Origin of the sequence: Bradyrhizobium sp. CCBAU 53338 (genome assembly GCF_015291665.1) — a bacterium.
Taxonomy (GTDB): Bacteria; Pseudomonadota; Alphaproteobacteria; order Rhizobiales; family Xanthobacteraceae; genus Bradyrhizobium.
Genome location: NZ_CP030048.1, coordinates 443,581 through 461,740 on the forward strand (window position 1 = coordinate 443,581; position 18,160 = coordinate 461,740).

The following is an 18,160-nucleotide window of genomic DNA, read 5'->3' on the forward strand; positions in this document are numbered from 1 at the left end:
CTCGCGAGGCCTTCATGCGAAAATGCGAAGTCGCCGTGCTGGGTCTGGGGCTCATGGGTGGAGCAGCGCTGGGCGCATTGCTGGATGCCGGCGTCGATGCGCTCGGCTTCGATCCTGTCGCAGCAGGTTCGGATCGAGGCTCGTCGCATGGGTCATGTCGAATTTTCCGTCGCTTCAATTTCGAAAACCCCAACTACACCAGCCTGAGCGACGAGGCTCATGCCGGCTGGATCCGGCTGCAGGCCGAAAGCGGTCAAACGGTTCTGACGGAAACCCCTATTCTGGAGGCCGGCCGCCCCGGCTCCGCCATGGTGGCGTCCTCGCGCGCGGCCGCGATCGCGAAAGGGCGTCCGGATCCGAAGCTGACCGCTGCTGTCGCGAACAAGGAATTTCCGGCTTTCAACCTGCCCGACGACTGGGACGTCGTCGTCCAGGACGGTGCCGCGATCCTGCACTCCGCTACAGTCATGAAGCTGATGCGCGCACGCGCACGCGACCGCGTGATTCCGGAACGCGCGAGCTTCACGCCGCACCACGACGGCGTGTCGATCCGCACGGCTAGCGAAGAGTTCTTCGCCGAGCGCGCTATCCTGGCGCTGGGCCCATGGCTCGGTCGCGCACTCCCGCAACTCACCGCGCTGCTCAACGTCACCCGACAGGCGGTCGGCTGGTTCAAGCCTGCTGGCCCCGACACTGTGGTTTCAGGTCGTTTCCCGATCTTCATTCTGGACCGCGGTCCTGATGACATCGTCTACGGCTTTCCGGATTTCGAACAGCGCGGCGTCAAGGCTGCGCCTCACAACCACGGGCCTGTCGTTGGCCCCGACGATTGGGGTCCGCCCGCCACCGATGCCGAGCTCCGCCCCATCGGCGAAGCGTTGGCCGCCCTCGTCCCTGATGCGGCAGGGCCCATCGTCGATCGAGACGTCTGCCTCTACACCAACACCGCGCCCGCCGACATCAGGCGAGACGCGGGCGAGGAATTCATCATCGATCGCTGGCCGGAGTCCCGCCTGATCGTCTGCTCCGCGTGTTCAGGCCATGGTGCGAAGTTCGCGCCCGCCATCGGGCAAAGGCTTGCCCGCCTCGCCACCGATCCGTCCTACCAGGCAGAACCCTTCTTTCAACTGTCCCGATATTCTCAGTTCGCCTGAGCGGATGCTGGATGTTGCGGTGACCCTGCACGAAAACGCGCAACCGTCCGGCGGCAAACGCCTCCTGGAGACCCGGGCCGGAACCCTGCCTGGCGAACCTCCTGCCATGATGCCATCATGCACCTGTTTTGCCCGACGGGTCAACGTCATTTCGGGTAATCAGCAGATACTCCCGTGCAAGTCCTTGTTCTGGCGTGGGCCGGCTACTGTGCATGGGGTTGTTTTCGCGTTTATGGTTGTCCGGGCGCTGGGGACCCCGCGTGAAGCGGTGACAAGGTTGAACCTGTCACCGCCGCAGTCCGACCAACATCCCGCGTCCGGCAGGGAGCCAGGTGTCCACGACGATGTTCGACAAGACCTACAGGCAGCGCCTCGAGGCTGACCTCGCGCAATGGGAGGCCGATGGCGTGATCGCGCCGGCGGCGGCTGGCTCCATTCGCAATGCGCTGCCGCCGCTGTCGCCGGGCATCAACATTGCCGTGGTCGTCGCCATCGTCGGCGGCCTCCTGATCGCGGCGGCCTTCCTTGCCTTCGTCGCGGCGCACTGGACCGAGATTGCGCGGCTGCTGCGCTTCGCGATCCTGCTTGCCGGCATGATCGTCGCCGGCGGGCTCGGGGCGTGGTTCGCGGCGACGGGCCGCAACATTCTTGCCGATCTCTGTGCCAGCATCGGTGCCATCGTCTTCGGCGCCGGCATCGCGCTGGTCGGCCAGATGTATCATCTCGGCGACGATTTTGCCGGCGGCATGCTGCTGTGGTCGGTCGGCGCGTTCGCCGCCGCATTGCTGACCGGCTCGCGCGGCGCGCTGGCGGTCGGGCTCGCGGCGGCCTGCATCTGGACCTGCATGCGCGTCTATGACGCGCCGGACAGCCTGCATCTCCAGTTCATCGTGGCCTGGCTCATCGCCGCCGCGATCGCCTTCGCGTGGGACTCCCGCGTCGCCGCCCATCTCGTCGCGGTCGCGGTGATTCCGTGGTGGGTCGCGACCTCGCTTCGCTTCGACTTCGATGGCGCCCAGCCGTCCTTCGTGCTGGCGAACGGAGCAGCGCTGCTGTTCGGCGGCGGGCTCGCGATATCAGCCGCGCCGTCGCCGCGGGCGCAGCGGCTCGGATCCGTGCTGTCGATCTACGGCGCCTTCTCGCTGGCGGTCGTCGCCTTCCTGGAGGTGACGACGGTCGACGATCTGTTCCGTCTTCGGACTGCAACGGTGACGGCCCAGCCGCCGTGGGCGGTCGCGTGCGGCGTCGCGGGCGTGATTCTCGCGCTCGCCTCCGCCGGCCTCACGCGGCGCGCCGGTGAAATCCTCGCCGCGTGCGCGATCGGCCTCGTGCTGATCGCCGCGCCGATCTGGCCGGCGTCTGCGGCCGGCGAGCCCTGGTTCGCCTATGCCGCGCTGCTCTGCGCCATGCTGTGCCTGGTCGTCTCCGGCGTGCTCGACGACGTGCGTCCGCGCATCGTCGCCGGCTGGCTCGGCATCGCCGGCGTCATCGCGGCGATCACCTGGGCGGTGAAAGGCTCGCTGCTGCGCCGCTCGGCCTTCCTGGCAGTATCAGGCATCATCGCCGTCGTGTTTGCGTCGGCGCTCAACCGCTTGCTGCCGAGGGCTGAACGATGATCGAGTCCATCGCCAATTTTGGGGGACGCATCCCGAAGGCCGTGCTGTTCGGCGCCGCCATCCTGCTGCAATGCGCGCTGCTGGTCCTGATGGTTGCCGACCGCATGCAGATCCTGCGCGGGGGAACCGAGGTGACCTTGCAGACGCGGCCGGTCGATCCGCGCGATCTCCTGCGCGGCGACTATGTCACGCTCGGCTACGATATCACGCAACTGCCGGCAGGCGCGCTCGCCGGCCAGCCGTCCGCCGAGCGTAACCCGATCGTGTTCGTCAAGCTCGCGCCCGATGCCAACGGCCTCTATCAGGCCGTTTCCGTGCACGCCGCGCCCGTTGCGGTCACCGCGCCTGACGTGCTGATCCGAGGCCGCGTCACCTATTCCTGTGGCTCGACCGGCCGCACCTTCTGCGACAGGCTGACGATCAGATACGGCCTGGAAAATTATTTCGTGCCGGAAGGCGAGGGCAGGAAGCTCGAGCAGGCCCGCAACCAGCAGCAGCTGCGCGTCGTCGCCGCCGTGCTCCCCTCGGGCCGTGCCGCGATCAAGCGCCTGCTGCTCGAGGGCGAGCCTGTGTATGAGGAGCCGTGGTACTAGCGGTTCGGCTGTGCCTTCAACGCCCGCCGCAGCACGTCCCACATTCCCGGATCGCTCATGTGCGCGACGTTGAACCGCATGAAATTCGGCGCGGTCTGCGCCACGCTGAACACGTTGCCCGGTGCCAGCACCACATTCTCTTCGAGCGCGGCGCGCGCCACGGCCGTCGCATCCTGCCCGCCGGCGAGACGGCACCACAGGAAGAAGCCGCCGCGCGGCATCAGCCAGGGCTCGATGCCGAGCGCCCCGAGTTTTCGCGCGATGTCGCGCCGTGTCCGCGTGAGCTTTTGGCGGAGCTCCTCCATGTGCTTGCGGTAGCTGCCGCCGGCCAGCACCTTGGCGATGATCTCGGTCGCGACCGGGCTCGGGCCGCCGAAGCTGGTTGCGACCTGCAGGTCGACCAGATGCTCGATCCAGTCGGCGCGCGCGGCGATGTAGCCGCAACGCACCGAGGCCGACAGCGTCTTGGAGAAGCTGCCGATCCGGATCACGCGGTTCAAGCCATCGAGCGCAGCCAGGCGCGGCGAGCGCTCCGGCTCGAAGTCGCCAAAGATATCGTCCTCGATGACGGTGAGGTCGTGCGCGGCCGCCGCGGTCAAAAGCCTGTGCGCGGTCTGGAGCGAGAGCGTCGCGCCGGTCGGGTTGTGCAGCGCCGAGTTCGTGATGTAGAGCCGTGGCCGTTCGCTGCCGAGAATCTGCTCGAAGCGAGCAACGTCCGGGCCTGACGGCGTGTAGGGCACGCTGACGATCTTCGCCTGATGCGCGCGCAGCAGCGCCCGAAAATTGAAGTAGCAGGGATCGTCGACCAGCACCGTGTCGCCGGGACGCAGCAGGAAACGGCAGATCAGGTCGGTCGCCTGCGTGCCCGACCCCGTCAGCATCAATTGTCCCATCGCGGCCTCGATCCCGTCTTCGGCAAGGCGCGTGAGCAGCAGCCTTCGCAGGACCGGAGCGCCACTCGTGCTTCCGTAATTGGTGAGCACGCTGGCTTCGCTGCGGCCAAGCGCGCGGGCGGCGCGGCGCAAGGCCGCCTCCGGCATCCACACGGGCGGCAGCCAGCCGCAGCCGGGTTTCGGCACGGCATCATCCGCATCGAGCGATTGCCGGGAGACCCAGAACGGATCGACCGCCCGGTCGCGGCGCGGCTCGACCTCGCTCAATGCAAGCGGCGGTGCGACCGTCGGCGACACATAGAAGCCGGAGCCGCGGCGGGCGCGGATCAGGCCTTCGGCGGCGAGGCGATCATAGGCTTCGACGACCGTCGACGGCGAAACGCCCATCGCGGCGGCGAGGCTGCGGATCGATGGCAGGCGGTCGCCGGGGCCGAGCGCGCGGCCGGCGACCTTGGCGCGGATCGCGCCCATCACGTCGATGGTCCGCGTGCCGCCGCGACCCTTCATCTGCGCTTCGATGTCCAAGGTGTATTCCCTTCCACACCCATACAGTTTTGCTGGAGTGTACTGAATTGTGACTGGTCATGCCACCGCCATCGGCCGAGGGTGGCAACCCGGAAAAAATGGGACGGACATGCAATCTGCTGGCAGCGGCTGGGGCAACGGGCTCCTCGGCGTCATCATCTTCAGTGGCTCGCTGCCGGCGACGCGGGTGGCGGTCGGCGGCTTCTCCGCGCTGTTCCTCACCTCTGCGCGCGCGATCATCGCGGCGCTGATCGGCGCAGCCGTACTCGGACTGCTGCGCCAGGCCTGGCCGGAGCGGAAAGATCTTGTCTCGCTCGCCATCGTCTCCATCGGCGTCGTGGTCGGCTTTCCCCTGCTGACCGCGCTCGCGCTCCAGCACATCACGTCAGCGCATTCGATCGTCTTCATCGGCCTGCTGCCACTGTCGACCGCGATCTTCGCCGTGCTGCGCGGCGGCGAGCGACCGCGACCGCTGTTCTGGCTGTTCGCGGTGCTCGGCAGTGCCACGGTCGCGGGCTTTGCCTTGTCCAATGACGGCTCCGCGTCAGTGACCGGCGATCTCCTGATGGTCGCCGCGATCGTGCTGTGCGGGCTCGGCTATGCCGAGGGCGCCGCATTGTCGCGCCGGATCGGCGGCTGGCAGGTGATCTCCTGGGCGCTGCTGCTGGCGCTGCCGTTGATGCTGCCGGTCGCGCTTCTCACCTTGCCGTCGACATGGAGTGGCGTCGGTGCACCGGCCTGGATGGGGCTGGCCTATGTCTCTGTTTTCAGCATGTTCGTCGGTTTCATCTTCTGGTACCGCGGCCTTGCGACCGGCGGCATCGCGCGCGTCGGCCAGCTGCAGCAGCTCCAGCCGTTCTTCGGCCTCGCGCTGGCCGGCTTCCTGCTGCACGAGCCTGTTGCATGGAGCATGATTGCCGCGACCGCGCTCGTCGTCGCCTGCGTCTTCTTCGCGCGGCGGTATGCGTGAGCTCGATACAGCGCAATTCCTGACCTGGCCCATGCGGCCACCAATGTTGATCTGGATCAACGCGGGCCCCGGCGCGCAGTGCCTCATTGAATGAGGAGAGTTATCTCCTCCACGCCCGTGTGTGCCTATTTCGCAACGACGTAACACTCATCGAGATCAGAGCAGGAGGCAGCGTCATGAACATGACTCGTCGGAATCTCTTGTCTGCCAGTTTGGGAAGCGCGGTCTCGGCACTTATGCTCTCGGTCAGCCGAGCAGATCACGACGGTCCTTTGTTGGGCGCGGTCGAAGGTGGCGAAGATTTCTGGCTTGCCACCGATGCCTACGTCTTCGGCTATCCACTCGTGACGATGGAGATGACGCGACGGGTCATGACCAACATGGCCTCCGTCGAGGGTACGCGCGGGCCGATGGGGCAGTTCGTCAAGCTGCGGACCTATCCCGATGCAAGCTTCAGGGATGTGACGGCTCCGAACGCCGACACGCTCTACACCACGGCGTGGATCGACGTCGGCGACGAGCCGTGGGTTCTCAGCATCCCCGACATGAAAGACCGCTATTTCCTGTTCCCGATGCTCGATGGCTGGACGAACGTGTTCCAGGTGCCGGGCAAGCGGACGACGGGTACGAAGGCGCAGACCTATGCGATCACCGGGCCGGGTTGGACGGGCACGCTCCCGGCCGGCGTCAAGGAATACAAGTCGCCTACCAGCATCGTCTGGATCCTGGGCCGCATCTACTGCACCGGCACACAAGCGGATTACGCGGCGGTGCACGCCGCCCAGGATGAGTTCAAGCTCGTCCCCCTGAGCGCCTACGGGAAGTCCTACACGCCTCCACCGGGCAAGGTCGATCAGTCGGTCGACATGAAGACCGCAGTGCGCGATCAGGTCAACCGCATGGATGCCGCCGCCTATTTCAGCCTTCTGGCCCAGCTCATGAAGCGGAATCCGCCGGCGGCCGCCGACGCCGCCGAGGTCGCCAAATTCGCCAAGATCGGCCTCGTTCCGGGCAAGGATTTTGATGCCGGCAAGCTCGACGCTGTGTTCGCGAAGCGCATTCCGCAAGTCGCGTTCGACCGCATCATGGTGCAGTTCAAGATCAACAAGGCCATCAGGAACACCAACGGCTGGGCATTCGACTCGCAGACTGGCGTCTACGGCACCGACTACCTCAATCGTGCCCTGGTCACGGCCATCGGTCTCGGCGCCAATCGTATCCAGGATGCATGCTATCCGACATCGCAGAAGGACAGTGATGGCAAGGAATACGTCGGCAGCAACAAATACGTGATGCGCTTCCCGAAGGGGCAGCTTCCACCCGTCGGCGGCTTCTGGTCGCTGACGATGTACGACGAGAAGTATTTCTTCGTCGCCAATCCGATCAACCGATATTCGATCAGCGCCCGTCAGAGCCTCAAGCCCAATCCGGACGGAACGATCGAACTCTATATCCAGAAGGACTCGCCTGGAGTGGACAAGGAGTCGAACTGGTTGCCCGCACCCGCCGGCAAGTTCGTTCTGATGCTGCGGATGTATTGGCCGAACGAGAAGGCGCCCTCGATCATCAACGGCAGCTGGTCTCCGCCGGCCGTCAGGAAGGTCGCGAGCAGCTGATCGCAACGGGCCGACAAGCCGAGGCGATAGCCTCACTCGCCGCCCATCACCGTTCGCGTCAGCGTGCTCCGCGCGAATTTCTTCAGCGGCATCGGCTTGCCGAACAGGAAGCCCTGCACGTGATCGAAGCCCAGCTCGTTCGCTGCGACGAGGTCGGCGCGGCTCTCGACTCCCTCGGCAGCCGAGCGTGCGCCATAGCCCTGCGCGAGCTCGACGATGTGACGGCACACCGTGCGCTTGAGACGGTCGTTGGCGCTCCCGGTCACGAAGTGGCGGTCGGCCTTCAGCTTGATGAAGGGGATCCTGCCGAGATCCATCAGCGACGGCCAGTTGGCGCCGAGATTGTCGATGGACAGGCCGATATTGTGCAGCCGCATCTCGCGCGAGATTTCGGTCAGGAGATCGAGATCGCGAATCGCCTCCTCGCTGGTGATCTCGATCGTCAATCCGCCGAAGGCCGGATGCGTCGGCACGCGGCGGCAGAGATCGCGCACGGCCTGCGGCTCCTTCAAATACGAGGCGGGCAGGTTGATCGAGAGATCGACCGGGCTTTGCCGCTCCAGGAGGTAGTGCCAGTCCTGCACCGCGCGTTCGATCACGAACTCCGAGAGATCGCGCAGGTGCGGATCGTGCTCCTCCGGGATGAAATAGGCCGGGGGCACCACGCCCCAGGTCGGATGGCGCATCCGCACCAGAGCCTCTGCGCCGCAGCGGATCAGCGTGCGCGCGTCGATCTTGGGCTGATACCAGAGCTCGAGCCAGCCGGCGTGCAAGGCTTCGCCGACATGCACGGCCGGGCTCGGCGCCGGCTCGTCCGGCAGCAGCATCGCAATGCGATCGCGCAGCGTCTCCGCGGCAAAGGGCGTGGTGAGCGGCGGCAGCATGGCGAGGCCATATTCCTCTCCGACCTGCTGCACGGCCTTGACGATGATCGACTCGCGGGCTCCGACGGTCAGGACCTTGCCGTCGAAGGCCTCGCGCACCAGCGTCTCCAGGAATGTGCCGGGCTCGATGCCGTCGGCGGCAACGCCGAACAGGATCAGGTCCGGCAATTCGCCGGCGAGCACGGTCTTGAGCTCGTCGGCACTGGCGCATTCGCTGGTGACGAAGCCAAAATCCTCCAGCACCTCGGCCAGGAATGCGCGCAGATGGCGCTTGCCGTCGGCGACGCATGCGCGCGGCGTTACCTTTCGCCGTCCGAAGGTCTTGGGCCTTCGTCCGGCGAGTTCAACAATGTCGTCGTTCATCGCAAACCTCTCCCGTTCCGCGACCGGTGTTAGCGACGGGAGCAGTTTCAAATAAGGAGCGCTTCAGCCGATTATTGAATTATCTGGGTAACGTTAAAGTCCCCATCATTTCTAAAATTGTTCGGATATCGTTCGAGAAGTCTTCACGTCTGTCGCTGCGCGGCCCACTTGCGTGCGACAATCATGCAGGATTTTCCCGACGCTCAATTCGGCGGTGTGCGCGGTCGTGTCCTGTAATTGGACGACGCTGCGCGCGCTTCGCCCAATTGAATAACGGGTGCCTCAATTGGATGTGGCTTTGTCGTGCTCGTCCATGCAGAACGCCTTCTTCTTCGTCGTCGAATGGAGATCGGCGCGGCAGGGACCACGCGCGGTGTCCACCCCTCGCGCTGCATGTGATGCATCGGGGAATTGTGAGCGGCGGGTTCCGTCGGCGAATTCATTCTCGCGCGATGCGCGCATGGCCAGTCGCTGCGCGTGACGGTTATGCGACGACGCGACCATCCGCGGGGCGGGCGAATGTGAAGCACTTCACAGGCCGATTGCTGCACGTGCGCTATTGGTCCCTGGAGCCGGTGGTGGGCTGTCAGGGATTGCAGCTATGACGACGCGGCGGTTGATCTATTGGTGGTTCAGGATCGTGATGTCAGGGCGATTTCTCGATCGCTTCCTGTGCCTGCCACGCGTTCCGGAATAGCCGGCGCGAACTAGGTCGCCCCGATCAATTTGCGAAACGCCGCCGCGCCGTCCTGCACGGCGTCGCGGCCCTTCCAGGCCAGATAGCTCAGCTTGCCGCCGAGCGTATCCTGATTGCGCAGCCGGCGCGATCCCAGGATGTGACCGACATTGGCGGGGAAGCGGCTGACCTCGGCCGCCACCAGCGCCGCGATCGCGTCCATCAATTGCTGAAGCCGGACGCCCCATTCGCTCTGCTCGATGCCGTCGATGCGAACCTTGAGCGAATGTTCGACGTCGTAGATTTCCGTGAGCAGGTCCCGTGCGACGAGAAATCGGTTGTGGCGAAGTGCGATCCGCAAGGCAAGGCGCTTGTCGTCGAGCCGATCGAGCACCATGGGAACGACGCAAGCATAGGACGCCGCTGCAACCTCGGCAGCGCTCTTGCTCGCGGCCGCCTTGGTCGCAAGGTATATGAGCCGCCAGAATGTCTTCAGGCGCCTCGCGACCAGCGTCAGCGCGAACGGCAGCGCATCGGGATTGGCCTTCTTGAAGGCGTCGAGTTGCGCGGTGATCTGTGCGACCTGGCCGTCGTCGAATTTCGTGATGGTCTCGGGCAGCTTCTCGTTGAACTTCGGCAGCGCGTCGCCGGCACGCAGCACCTGGAGCATCTTCCTCACGTCGTCGAAGGCGGTGCGCGAGGCGGTGTATTGCGCGAGCTTGTCGCGTGCGAATTCGGTGCTTTCCGCCGATGCGAGCGTGTTCTCGAGCACCTTGACGACCTTGCCCTGAAAGATGGTCGCGATCTTCAGCACTTCCTTGGGATTGTTGGCGGCGACCTGGTCGTTGATCGCCTTGATGTAGTCGCGCGCCATGGTCGGCAGCAGGTCGCGGCAGATCCACTCCCAGATCGGGGTGAGCGTGTTGCGCGAGATCCGTCCCGAATTGGCGTGCTCGGGCGCGCCGTCGATCAGCAGCAGTTCGAGCGGCGCGAAGAAATAGCGCGACGGACTGGTCGCGCGCGCCTGGGTCGATCCATCCTTGCGGAATTCGGCGCGCAGCTTGGCCTGGATCTCTGCTGAGCCCGGCATGTCGAGGCCGCAAAGCTCGAGCCGCTCGAGTTCGCTGAGCAGGCAGCTGCGCGACAACGGCGTCAGCTTCTGCAGGAACTCCGAAAGCTCGTCGATTTCGTCCATGGCACGCAATCTCTCGCAACGATTCCAGCAGGCTGACTGGCCGAATGCATGGAGGCATTTGCGCGCTCTCAATTGCGACACAGAGAAGCAAGCCGCCGTTAATTAATCGGTAAAGTCTGAGTGCGCGGGGATGGGGTGCGGCGGTAATCGTTAAGGAGGTGTTGGGATTCCTGCCTGTGATTTAGGCAATTTCATCAACCTTGGCGCGGCTGGCATCAGCCCCGTGCAAGCATAAATTGTGCCTTTGCCGGTATTTCAGCACAGAGCTGACGGAATTACCGTAGTCATACGGAGCAGAAAGTTAACCACAGATCGCCCCGGGTTCCGCTAAACACGTCACATGGGGTCACAGAACGATACGGTCACTGATTCGCGGCCGTCGGAATGGTTCGAAAGCGGTGCGTCTGCGCCTGAAGAACTCGACTTCGTCCGGCTCAATGCCGCCCGCGCCAAGGCGGCTGACGAGATGGCCGCGGCCATAGCCCGCGAGCTCAATGGTCCCCTGACCGCACTTCTGCTCTATATGGGCGAGATCAAGCACCACAGCGATCAACTCGCGCCCGTTTCGGCCGACCGCGCCTATTTGCAGCAGGTGGTGGAGAACGCACTGGCGCAAACCGAGCGCGTCTGCGGCCTGGTGAAGCAGCTTGCCGGTCAGCACAAGGGCGGCCTGCCCGCGCCGTCGATCAGTGAAGATGTCGAGTTGAAGCCCGGCCGCGCGCTGCCGCCACCGCGCGAGGCGAGCTCCGAGTTCTCGGGCCTGTCGGGCAAGCGGCTGACCAAGCGCGAGCGTGAGGTGCTGCGGCTGATCAGCGAGGGCTTTTCGAACAAGCAGGGGGCGCTGCGGATGCAGATCAGTCCGCGCACCTTCGAGAGCCATCGGGCCGAAGCGATGCGCAAGCTCGGCGCGCGCAACACCGCGGACCTCGTCCGCGCGGCGCTGCTGCATTCGATCGATTGAAGCGGTCGTTTTGCGCCGCCTTGGTGGCGGCGCGCTCGCGGCAGGATCGTGCTCTAGAAATAGTCTTCGGCGAAGGGGCGCGCGCGCGAAGCGGCCCGCGGCATCGTAGGCTCTTCCTTCGGCGTATTCGGGATGATGGTGATGGTCCAGCGCGGCGGGATGGTCGATTCGTGCTCGAGCACCGAGCGGACAAAACCCGTCACCGTGGACTCGCCCGCCTTCACCGTGGCCATGCGGCCGTTGAACTGTGCGATGCGAAAGCGACGGACCTCTTTCTGGTCCGCAGTCTCATAGGTGAACATGGAAACCCTCCTGGTTTCCGGCGACTATCGCCACCTATGATTAGTCATCCGTGAAAATTGCAAACCGTATAAGTACGGCGGGCCTTTGAGGCGGGTCGGTCAATCCTCTGATTCCTGGGCCTTCGCGGCGATGAAGGCCGCTTCCATCTGCTCCAGAAGATCGCCCAATTCGGCCGCGCCGATCGCCTCGGCCGTGCTCTCCAGCCGCAGCGCCAGCGTCGCGAGCCTGAGATAGCCGAAGGTCCTGGCCGTGCTCTTCAGCGAATGCGCCTCGCGCGCGAACCTGGCCCGGTGCTGGCCGAGCGCGAGCGTGCGGAACGACTGAAGCCGCGCGCTGGTCTCGCTCCAGAATACCGATCGCACTTCACGGGCGCCGTCCTCGCCGATCTCGCGCACCAGCGCCTCGAACGCACGGGGCTCGCGCAGCGGCGCGGTGTCGAGCGCACCTGGCGCAGGCGCGAGTACGGCGTCGAACATGGTTGTCCCGGTCCCCTTGATGCGCGTCGCGATGCGAGGCGTCCGGGTGTCTACGCCATTTCGATTGCAGTTCTGGTCACGAGATGCACCGAGTTTGCGGGCGGAGCTAAGCAGTTGCTTTACCATGTGCCGCTCGGTCCGGGCGCACCGGCGCGGCGTCACGCGCCGAGCAGCCGGTCGTATTGGGCCTTGACCGTGGCGTAGCATTCGCAGGCCGTCTGGCGCAGGCCGTCCAGATTGAGGAGCTGGATATGCCCGCGGCTGTAGTGGATGAAATTGGCCTGCTGCAAGGTATTGGCGACCAGCGACACGCTGTTGCGCCGCGCCCCGATCATCTGCGCCATGGCTTCCTGCGTCAGCAGCAGCCGGTAGTCGCCCGACAGATCATGGGTGTGCAGCAGGCAGCGCGCCAGCCGCGACTCCACCGGATGGGCCGCGTTGCAGCCCGCGGTCTGCTGCACCTGCGCGTAGACCGCGAGCCCGTGCCGCGTCAGCAGCGTTCGCAGGGTCGCGCTCTGTTCCGCCGCGATGCGCAGCCGGTCGAGGTCCATCACCGACGCGACGCCGGGAACCAGCACGACCGCCGTGTTGAGTGCGCAAGCATCGCCCAAGGTCGAAAACGCGCCGAGCAGGCTGTCGCGGCCGATCATGGCGACCTGCACATGCTCGCCCTTGGCGAGTTTGACGACCAGCGAGATCACGCCGCGATGCGGGAAGTAGGCGCGCTTGAGCGTCTCGCCGGTCTCGACCAGCACGGCATCATGCGGGAGATCGGCCGTGCGCAGATGTGCACGGATCAATTCATAATCATCTGCCGACAGCGCCGACAGGAAACCGTTGGATGGGCGCGCCATCGTTTCCAAAGCAGCCTCCTGTCTCATCCGCCGATGGACACCCGCGGCTCTACGATCCGCTTTTGGGTAAGTTCCATCATGTTCCCGTCAGGATATATTGGCAATTGGTGCAGTGCTGATGGACGTGATTCAGCAATCACTCGGCGCGTCTTGTACGCACCGGAATGCCGCGGTCGTGGTAGCGCTTACATTATCAATGACTCGCAAACAGTCTCGCGTGATGGGCCTTGACGGCGGCATGACACTCGCAAGAGGTCGCTTCCAGCGCGCGTAGATCGATGATCTCGATCTGGCCGCGGCTGTAGCTGATGATGCCGGCACGCTGCAGCTCATGCGCAACCAGCGAAACGGCGTTACGCCGTACGCCCATCATCTGGGCCAGGGTCTCCTGTGTCAGCGCGAGGGTTTCCCTGTCCGACAGATCCCGGGCACGCAGCAGCCAGCGCGCCAGCCGCGCCTCGACCGGGTGCAGCGCATTGCAGAGCAGGGACTGCTGCGCCCGCGCGAGCAGCGCTTGCTCGTGCCGAATGATCAGGCTGCGGAACGCGATGCTCGCATTGGCAACGGTTCGAAAGGCCGGGATTTCAACTGCAGATGCGGTCCCGGGAAAGAGCACGACAGCGTCTGATGCCGCGATTCCATCGGCGAGTGCCGCGCCGCCGCCGACGATGCTGTCGCGTCCGAGCATCGCCACTTCGATCGTTTGTCCTTCGGATAGGCTGACCGTGATTGAAACGGTTCCGTCGTGCGGAAACAGGACGTGGCGAAGTGCCGCGCCTGCCTCGTCCAAGACAGTCTCTCTGACCAATTCGATTGTCACCAGATGCGGACGCAACAGGTCGAAGTCCGCCGCGTCGAGCATCTGCAGCATTTGATTTGGCGGTGGACCGCTCGCGCTCATGCAGAGACAATCCTGCGTGTTTCCCGGATATCGGCTTCCGGGATGCTGATTCTTGGGACGCTGGTTCTCGAACGTCGGCGTCACGCCTTCGATGTCCAGTTGCCAACGACACGAACATATTGTAATGGTTGTATTGTTGTCCATATACCCGTTGAATGGTAGACAACTTGCCGCATTTGCGGCGAAAATGAAAACAGCGCGCTGATCGATGCGCACGCCCGGCGAGCCAGTCCTGCGTAGCAAACCGGGGACGAGTGCCAGGGGGCCTCATGAGCAGGGAACGGGCAACCGGCCGTAGATATTGCGTCGGCCTTTTCATCGGCTATTTGCCGGTTCACGCGGGCTTGCGCGTTCGTCGCTTCCTTTCAGCCGTCAGACATTGCTCCGCGCCTTTGCGCGGCCCGGCCGCGGATCTCGCGCTCATCCCGTTCGCATGTTGCACCAGGCCGACCGCGCGCGCGGTCAATACGATTTCAACGCAAGCGAAAGGAGAAAGGTGTGCGCAACGGTTCAATTCTTGAATCGCCGAAGCGGGAAATTCCAACGACGCCAGACAGTCTGCGCCACATTCTCGTTGTCGACGACGACCCGATGGTATCCATGGCCATCGAGATCTATCTCCAGCGAAACAATTTTCGGGTGACGATCGCTGACGGCGGCGAAGCCGGGCTCCGCGCTCTCGAGAACGAACAGTTCGATCTGATGATCATCGACATCTTCATGCCGCATATGCGCGGATTCGAATCGATCCGGCTCTTTCACGACCGCGCGCCCATGACGCCGCTGATTGCGATGTCCGGTTATGCCTTCGCAGATCTGAATTCGCCTGCACCCGATTTCCTCAGGATGGCGCTGGAGCTCGGCGCCTCGCGCTGCCTGCGCAAGCCGTTCACGCCGGTTGCGCTGCTGGCCGCGATCAGGGACTGCCTCGCCGAGTCCCATGCCGCCGCTGCGCGGCTGGGTTAGCGCGTCATCGTTCGCGGCGTCGTGCGGTAAGAGTCTGTTTACCGCAAGCTTGGGTCTTGCGGATTTCATCGACACTTCGACCGAAGCCCTCATGCGCGATCTCGATCGCGTGTGATTTGACTCAATTCGCGCGGCTCGTGCACATCTCCCGACATCGGCAGGATTTTTTGCGCCTGCCGTGACGCCGTTATCCGCGCGTTTACCTGTCGCGTTTCCGGAGCGAGGCTGCGGGCGGGATTTGCCGAAAACTGCGGTCTCACGCAGCCGAACGGCAAACTTCGTTTCAATATCCGTATTAGCACGGAGGATGAAATTAACGGGACCGTGAAATGGGTTGTCTAACGATCTAGGAGCGGACTTCCGCCGATTCCAAGCGCGGCGCAGGCGTTGAGGTCCAGCTCAGTAAGGCGTAGCTCATGGATGATCTGTTGCGGGAGTTTCTGACGGAGACCAGCGAGAGCCTGGACACCGTCGACAATCAGCTGGTGAAGTTCGAGCAGGAACCGAACAACGCCAAGATCCTGGATAACATCTTCCGCCTGGTCCACACCATCAAGGGTACGTGCGGCTTCCTCGGTCTGCCGCGGCTCGAAGCGCTGGCGCATGCCGGCGAGACGCTGATGGGCAAATTCCGCGACGGCATGCCGGTGACGGGACCGGCAGTGACGCTGATCCTGTCCTCGATCGACCGCATCAAGGAGATTCTGGCCGGCCTCGAGGCGACCGAAGCCGAGCCCGAAGGCAACGACCGCGATCTGATCGACAAGCTGGAAGCGATGGTCGAGCAGGGCATGGCCGCAATGGCGGCGGGGAGCTCTGCTCCCGTTGCCGAAGCCCCGCCGCTGGTGCCGGAAGCCCCTGCCGCTGCGCCCGCTGCCGCCAAGGAGATGACCACGGGCACGCTGATCGACCAGACCCTGGAGCGTCCGTTGCGTCCGGGCGAAGTCTCGCTCGACGAGCTCGAGCGCGCCTTCCGCGAGACCGCGATCGAAGCCCCGGCGCCGGTTGCCAAGGCTGAGCCGGTGGCTGAAGTCCCGGCACCTGCCGCCAGGGAGGCCGCAAAGCCTGCCAGGGAGAAGGCTGCGCCGAAGAAGTCGATGGCCGACGAGAGCGCCGGCGAGGGCGAGCGCATCGCCAACCAGTCGATCCGCGTCAACGTGGATACGCTGGAGCACCTGATGACCATGGTCTCCGAGCTGGTGCTGACCCGCAACCAGCTGCTGGAGATCTCGAGGCGCAACGAGGACACCGAGTTCAAGGTGCCGCTGCAGCGCCTCTCCAACGTCACCGCCGAGCTGCAGGAAGGCGTCATGAAGACGCGCATGCAGCCGATCGGCAATGCCTGGCAGAAGCTGCCCCGCATCGTCCGCGACCTCTCGAGCGAACTCGGCAAGCAGATCGAGCTGGAGATGCACGGCGCCGACACCGAGCTCGACCGCCAGGTGCTCGACCTGATCAAGGACCCGCTCACCCACATGGTGCGCAACTCCGCCGATCACGGCCTGGAGACCCCCGCCGAGCGCCTCGCTTCCGGCAAGGGCGAGCAGGGCACCATCCGCCTGTCCGCCTATCACGAGGGCGGCCACATCATCATCTGCATCGCCGACAACGGCCGCGGCCTCAACACCGAGAAGATCAAGGCCAAGGCGCTCTCCTCAGGTCTCGTCACCGAGGCCGAACTGGAGAAGATGAGCGAAGCCCAGATCCACAAGTTCATCTTCGCGCCGGGCTTCTCGACCGCGGCCGCCATCACCTCGGTCTCGGGCCGCGGCGTCGGCATGGACGTGGTCCGCACCAATATCGACCAGATCGGCGGCACCATCGACATCAAGTCGGTCGCCGGTGAAGGCTCCTCCGTCACCATCAAGATCCCGCTGACGCTGGCGATCGTCTCCGCGCTGATCGTCGAGGCCGCCGGTGACCGCTTCGCCATCCCGCAGCTCTCGGTGGTCGAGCTGGTGCGTGCCCGCGCCAACTCCGAGCACCGCATCGAGCGCATCAAGGACACCGCGGTCCTTCGCCTGCGCAACAAGCTGCTGCCGCTGATCCACCTGAAGAAGCTGCTCAAGATCGACGACGGCGCGGCCAGCGATCCCGAGAACGGCTTCATCGTGGTCACCCAGGTCGGCAGCCAGACCTTCGGCATCGTCGTCGACGGCGTGTTCCACACCGAAGAGATCGTGGTCAAGCCGATGTCGACGAAGCTCCGCCACATCGACATGTTCTCCGGCAATACCATTTTGGGCGATGGCGCCGTCATCATGATCATCGACCCCAACGGCATTGCCAAGGCGCTCGGCGCCGCCGGCTCCTCGGCCCATGACATGGCCGACGACAATGGCGCGCTCCACATCGGCTCGGGCGAGCAGACCACCTCGCTGCTGGTGTTCCGCGCCGGCTCCAGCCAGCCCAAGGCGGTCCCGCTTGGCCTCGTCACGCGCCTGGAAGAGCTGCCGGCCGACAAGATCGAGTTCTCCAACGGCCGCTACATGGTGCAGTACCGCGAGCAGCTGATGCCGCTGGTGGCCATGGACGGCGTCAGCATCGCCAGCCAGGGCGCCCAGCCGATCCTGGTGTTCGCCGATGACGGCCGCTCCATGGGCCTCGTCGTCGACGAGATCATCGACATCGTCGAGGAGCGCCTCAACATCGAGGTCGGCGGCTCGGCTAGCGGCATCCTCGGCTCGGCCGTGATCAAGGGCCAGGCCACCGAGGTGATCGACGTCGGCCACTTCCTGCCCATGGCGTTCGCCGACTGGTTCACCCGCAAGGAGATGAAGCCGTCGATGCACTCGCAGTCGGTGCTGCTGGTCGACGACAGCGCGTTCTTCCGCAACATGCTGGCGCCGGTGCTGAAAGCGGCCGGCTACCGCGTCCGCACCGCGCCGACCGCGCAGGAGGGCCTGGCTGCCTTGCGCGCGCAGAACTTCGACGTGGTCCTGACCGACATCGAGATGCCCGACATGAACGGGTTCGAGTTCGCCGAGACCATTCGTTCCGACAGCAATCTGGGCGCGATGCCGATCATCGGCCTGTCCGCGCTGGTGTCGCCGGCGGCGATCGAGCGCGGCCGTCAGGCCGGCTTCCACGACTATGTTGCCAAGTTCGACCGTCCCGGTCTGATCGCGGCGCTGAAGGAGCAGACCGCGGGCGCCGCCGGCGCCTCCGAGCTGAGCCGGGCGGCGGCGTAAGACCGGGATCAGGAGAGATTGCA

At 64.8% G+C, this 18,160-nt stretch carries 15 protein-coding genes; 8 read left to right on the forward strand and 7 right to left on the reverse strand.

All coding sequences use genetic code 11. The features are described 5' to 3' along the window. Window positions 1-14 precede the first annotated feature (14 nt). The 3 genes from XH90_RS02165 to XH90_RS02175 all read left to right on the forward strand — a co-directional run bounded on the left by XH90_RS02165 (window position 15) and on the right by XH90_RS02175 (window position 3,363). Complete coding sequence (locus XH90_RS02165) at window positions 15-1,154, forward strand: FAD-dependent oxidoreductase (RefSeq protein WP_194478999.1); 1,140 nt, start codon at window positions 15-17, stop codon at window positions 1,152-1,154. A gap of 344 nt (window positions 1,155-1,498) precedes the next feature. Next, complete coding sequence (locus tag XH90_RS02170; protein WP_194482555.1) at window positions 1,499-2,770, forward strand: DUF2157 domain-containing protein; 1,272 nt, start codon at window positions 1,499-1,501, stop codon at window positions 2,768-2,770. Further along, a complete protein-coding gene (locus tag XH90_RS02175; RefSeq protein WP_194479000.1) occupies window positions 2,767-3,363 on the forward strand; it encodes a GDYXXLXY domain-containing protein in 597 nt (198 codons plus the stop codon). The genes XH90_RS02170 and XH90_RS02175 overlap by 4 nt, the downstream gene beginning before the upstream one ends. On the opposite strand, the gene XH90_RS02180 is transcribed toward XH90_RS02175, so the two are convergent. Then, window positions 3,360-4,781 carry a PLP-dependent aminotransferase family protein gene (locus XH90_RS02180; RefSeq protein WP_194479001.1) on the reverse strand — a complete coding sequence of 474 codons (1,422 nt, stop codon included), beginning with the start codon at window positions 4,779-4,781 and terminating at the stop codon, window positions 3,360-3,362. The genes XH90_RS02175 and XH90_RS02180 overlap by 4 nt on opposite strands. A 109-nt stretch (window positions 4,782-4,890) precedes the next feature. Here XH90_RS02180 and XH90_RS02185 point away from each other — a divergent pair, with 109 nt between their 5' ends. Both XH90_RS02185 and XH90_RS02190 read left to right on the forward strand, forming a co-directional pair. Then, entirely contained in the window at window positions 4,891-5,751 is an 861-nt protein-coding gene (locus XH90_RS02185) for a DMT family transporter (RefSeq protein WP_194479002.1), read from the forward strand. A gap of 236 nt (window positions 5,752-5,987) precedes the next feature. Continuing rightward, complete coding sequence (locus XH90_RS02190) at window positions 5,988-7,367, forward strand: DUF1254 domain-containing protein (protein WP_371748378.1); 1,380 nt, start codon at window positions 5,988-5,990, stop codon at window positions 7,365-7,367. Between the two features lie 32 nt (window positions 7,368-7,399). On the opposite strand, the gene XH90_RS02195 is transcribed toward XH90_RS02190, so the two are convergent. Together XH90_RS02195 and XH90_RS02200 are read right to left on the reverse strand one after the other, a co-directional pair. Then, window positions 7,400-8,614: an EAL domain-containing protein gene (locus tag XH90_RS02195; protein ID WP_194479004.1), complete on the reverse strand. Its 1,215-nt coding sequence runs from the start codon at window positions 8,612-8,614 to the stop codon at window positions 7,400-7,402. Between the two features lie 707 nt (window positions 8,615-9,321). Next, entirely contained in the window at window positions 9,322-10,485 is a 1,164-nt protein-coding gene (locus tag XH90_RS02200; RefSeq protein WP_194479005.1) for a hypothetical protein, read from the reverse strand. A 340-nt stretch (window positions 10,486-10,825) separates the two neighbouring features. Between XH90_RS02200 and XH90_RS02205 the strand changes: the two genes are divergently transcribed. Then, complete coding sequence (locus tag XH90_RS02205; RefSeq protein WP_194479006.1) at window positions 10,826-11,446, forward strand: LuxR C-terminal-related transcriptional regulator; 621 nt, start codon at window positions 10,826-10,828, stop codon at window positions 11,444-11,446. A 53-nt stretch (window positions 11,447-11,499) separates the two neighbouring features. Here the strand turns inward: XH90_RS02205 and XH90_RS02210 are convergent, their stop codons facing one another. From XH90_RS02210 to XH90_RS02225, 4 genes are all read right to left on the reverse strand, one after another. After that, window positions 11,500-11,748, reverse strand: a complete 249-nt coding sequence (locus XH90_RS02210) for a hypothetical protein (protein ID WP_194479007.1) — start codon at window positions 11,746-11,748, stop codon at window positions 11,500-11,502. 99 nt (window positions 11,749-11,847) lie between these two features. After that, window positions 11,848-12,225: an Hpt domain-containing protein gene (locus XH90_RS02215; RefSeq protein WP_194479008.1), complete on the reverse strand. Its 378-nt coding sequence runs from the start codon at window positions 12,223-12,225 to the stop codon at window positions 11,848-11,850. 158 nt (window positions 12,226-12,383) lie between these two features. Continuing rightward, complete coding sequence (locus tag XH90_RS02220; RefSeq protein ID WP_194479009.1) at window positions 12,384-13,079, reverse strand: Crp/Fnr family transcriptional regulator; 696 nt, start codon at window positions 13,077-13,079, stop codon at window positions 12,384-12,386. Window positions 13,080-13,272: 193 nt separating this feature from the next. Next, window positions 13,273-14,196, reverse strand: a complete 924-nt coding sequence (locus XH90_RS02225) for a Crp/Fnr family transcriptional regulator (RefSeq protein ID WP_371748297.1) — start codon at window positions 14,194-14,196, stop codon at window positions 13,273-13,275. Window positions 14,197-14,538: 342 nt separating this feature from the next. On the opposite strand from XH90_RS02225, the gene XH90_RS02230 reads away from it, so the two are divergent. Next, window positions 14,539-14,946, forward strand: coding sequence for a response regulator (locus XH90_RS02230; RefSeq protein ID WP_194482557.1), 408 nt, complete (start codon window positions 14,539-14,541; stop codon window positions 14,944-14,946). A gap of 416 nt (window positions 14,947-15,362) precedes the next feature. Then, the gene (locus XH90_RS02235) at window positions 15,363-18,137 is read left to right on the forward strand and encodes a hybrid sensor histidine kinase/response regulator (protein WP_194477610.1); all 2,775 of its coding nucleotides are present in this window, start codon (window positions 15,363-15,365) and stop codon (window positions 18,135-18,137) included. Window positions 18,138-18,160: the final 23 nt, after the last annotated feature.

What these genes read in the sequence shown, in the direction of transcription:
- XH90_RS02165 (WP_194478999.1), top strand. Translation starts at nt 15, where the DNA reads ATGCGAAAATGCGAAGTCGCCGTGCTGGGTCTGGGGCTCATGGGTGGA.
- XH90_RS02170 (WP_194482555.1), top strand. Translation starts at nt 1,499, where the DNA reads ATGTTCGACAAGACCTACAGGCAGCGCCTCGAGGCTGACCTCGCGCAA.
- XH90_RS02175 (WP_194479000.1), top strand. Translation starts at nt 2,767, where the DNA reads ATGATCGAGTCCATCGCCAATTTTGGGGGACGCATCCCGAAGGCCGTG.
- XH90_RS02185 (WP_194479002.1), top strand. Translation starts at nt 4,891, where the DNA reads ATGCAATCTGCTGGCAGCGGCTGGGGCAACGGGCTCCTCGGCGTCATC.
- XH90_RS02190 (WP_371748378.1), top strand. Translation starts at nt 5,988, where the DNA reads ATGCTCTCGGTCAGCCGAGCAGATCACGACGGTCCTTTGTTGGGCGCG.
- XH90_RS02195 (WP_194479004.1), bottom strand. Translation starts at nt 8,614, where the DNA reads ATGAACGACGACATTGTTGAACTCGCCGGACGAAGGCCCAAGACCTTC.
- XH90_RS02200 (WP_194479005.1), bottom strand. Translation starts at nt 10,485, where the DNA reads ATGGACGAAATCGACGAGCTTTCGGAGTTCCTGCAGAAGCTGACGCCG.
- XH90_RS02205 (WP_194479006.1), top strand. Translation starts at nt 10,826, where the DNA reads ATGGGGTCACAGAACGATACGGTCACTGATTCGCGGCCGTCGGAATGG.
- XH90_RS02210 (WP_194479007.1), bottom strand. Translation starts at nt 11,748, where the DNA reads ATGTTCACCTATGAGACTGCGGACCAGAAAGAGGTCCGTCGCTTTCGC.
- XH90_RS02215 (WP_194479008.1), bottom strand. Translation starts at nt 12,225, where the DNA reads ATGTTCGACGCCGTACTCGCGCCTGCGCCAGGTGCGCTCGACACCGCG.
- XH90_RS02220 (WP_194479009.1), bottom strand. Translation starts at nt 13,079, where the DNA reads ATGGCGCGCCCATCCAACGGTTTCCTGTCGGCGCTGTCGGCAGATGAT.
- XH90_RS02235 (WP_194477610.1), top strand. Translation starts at nt 15,363, where the DNA reads ATGGATGATCTGTTGCGGGAGTTTCTGACGGAGACCAGCGAGAGCCTG.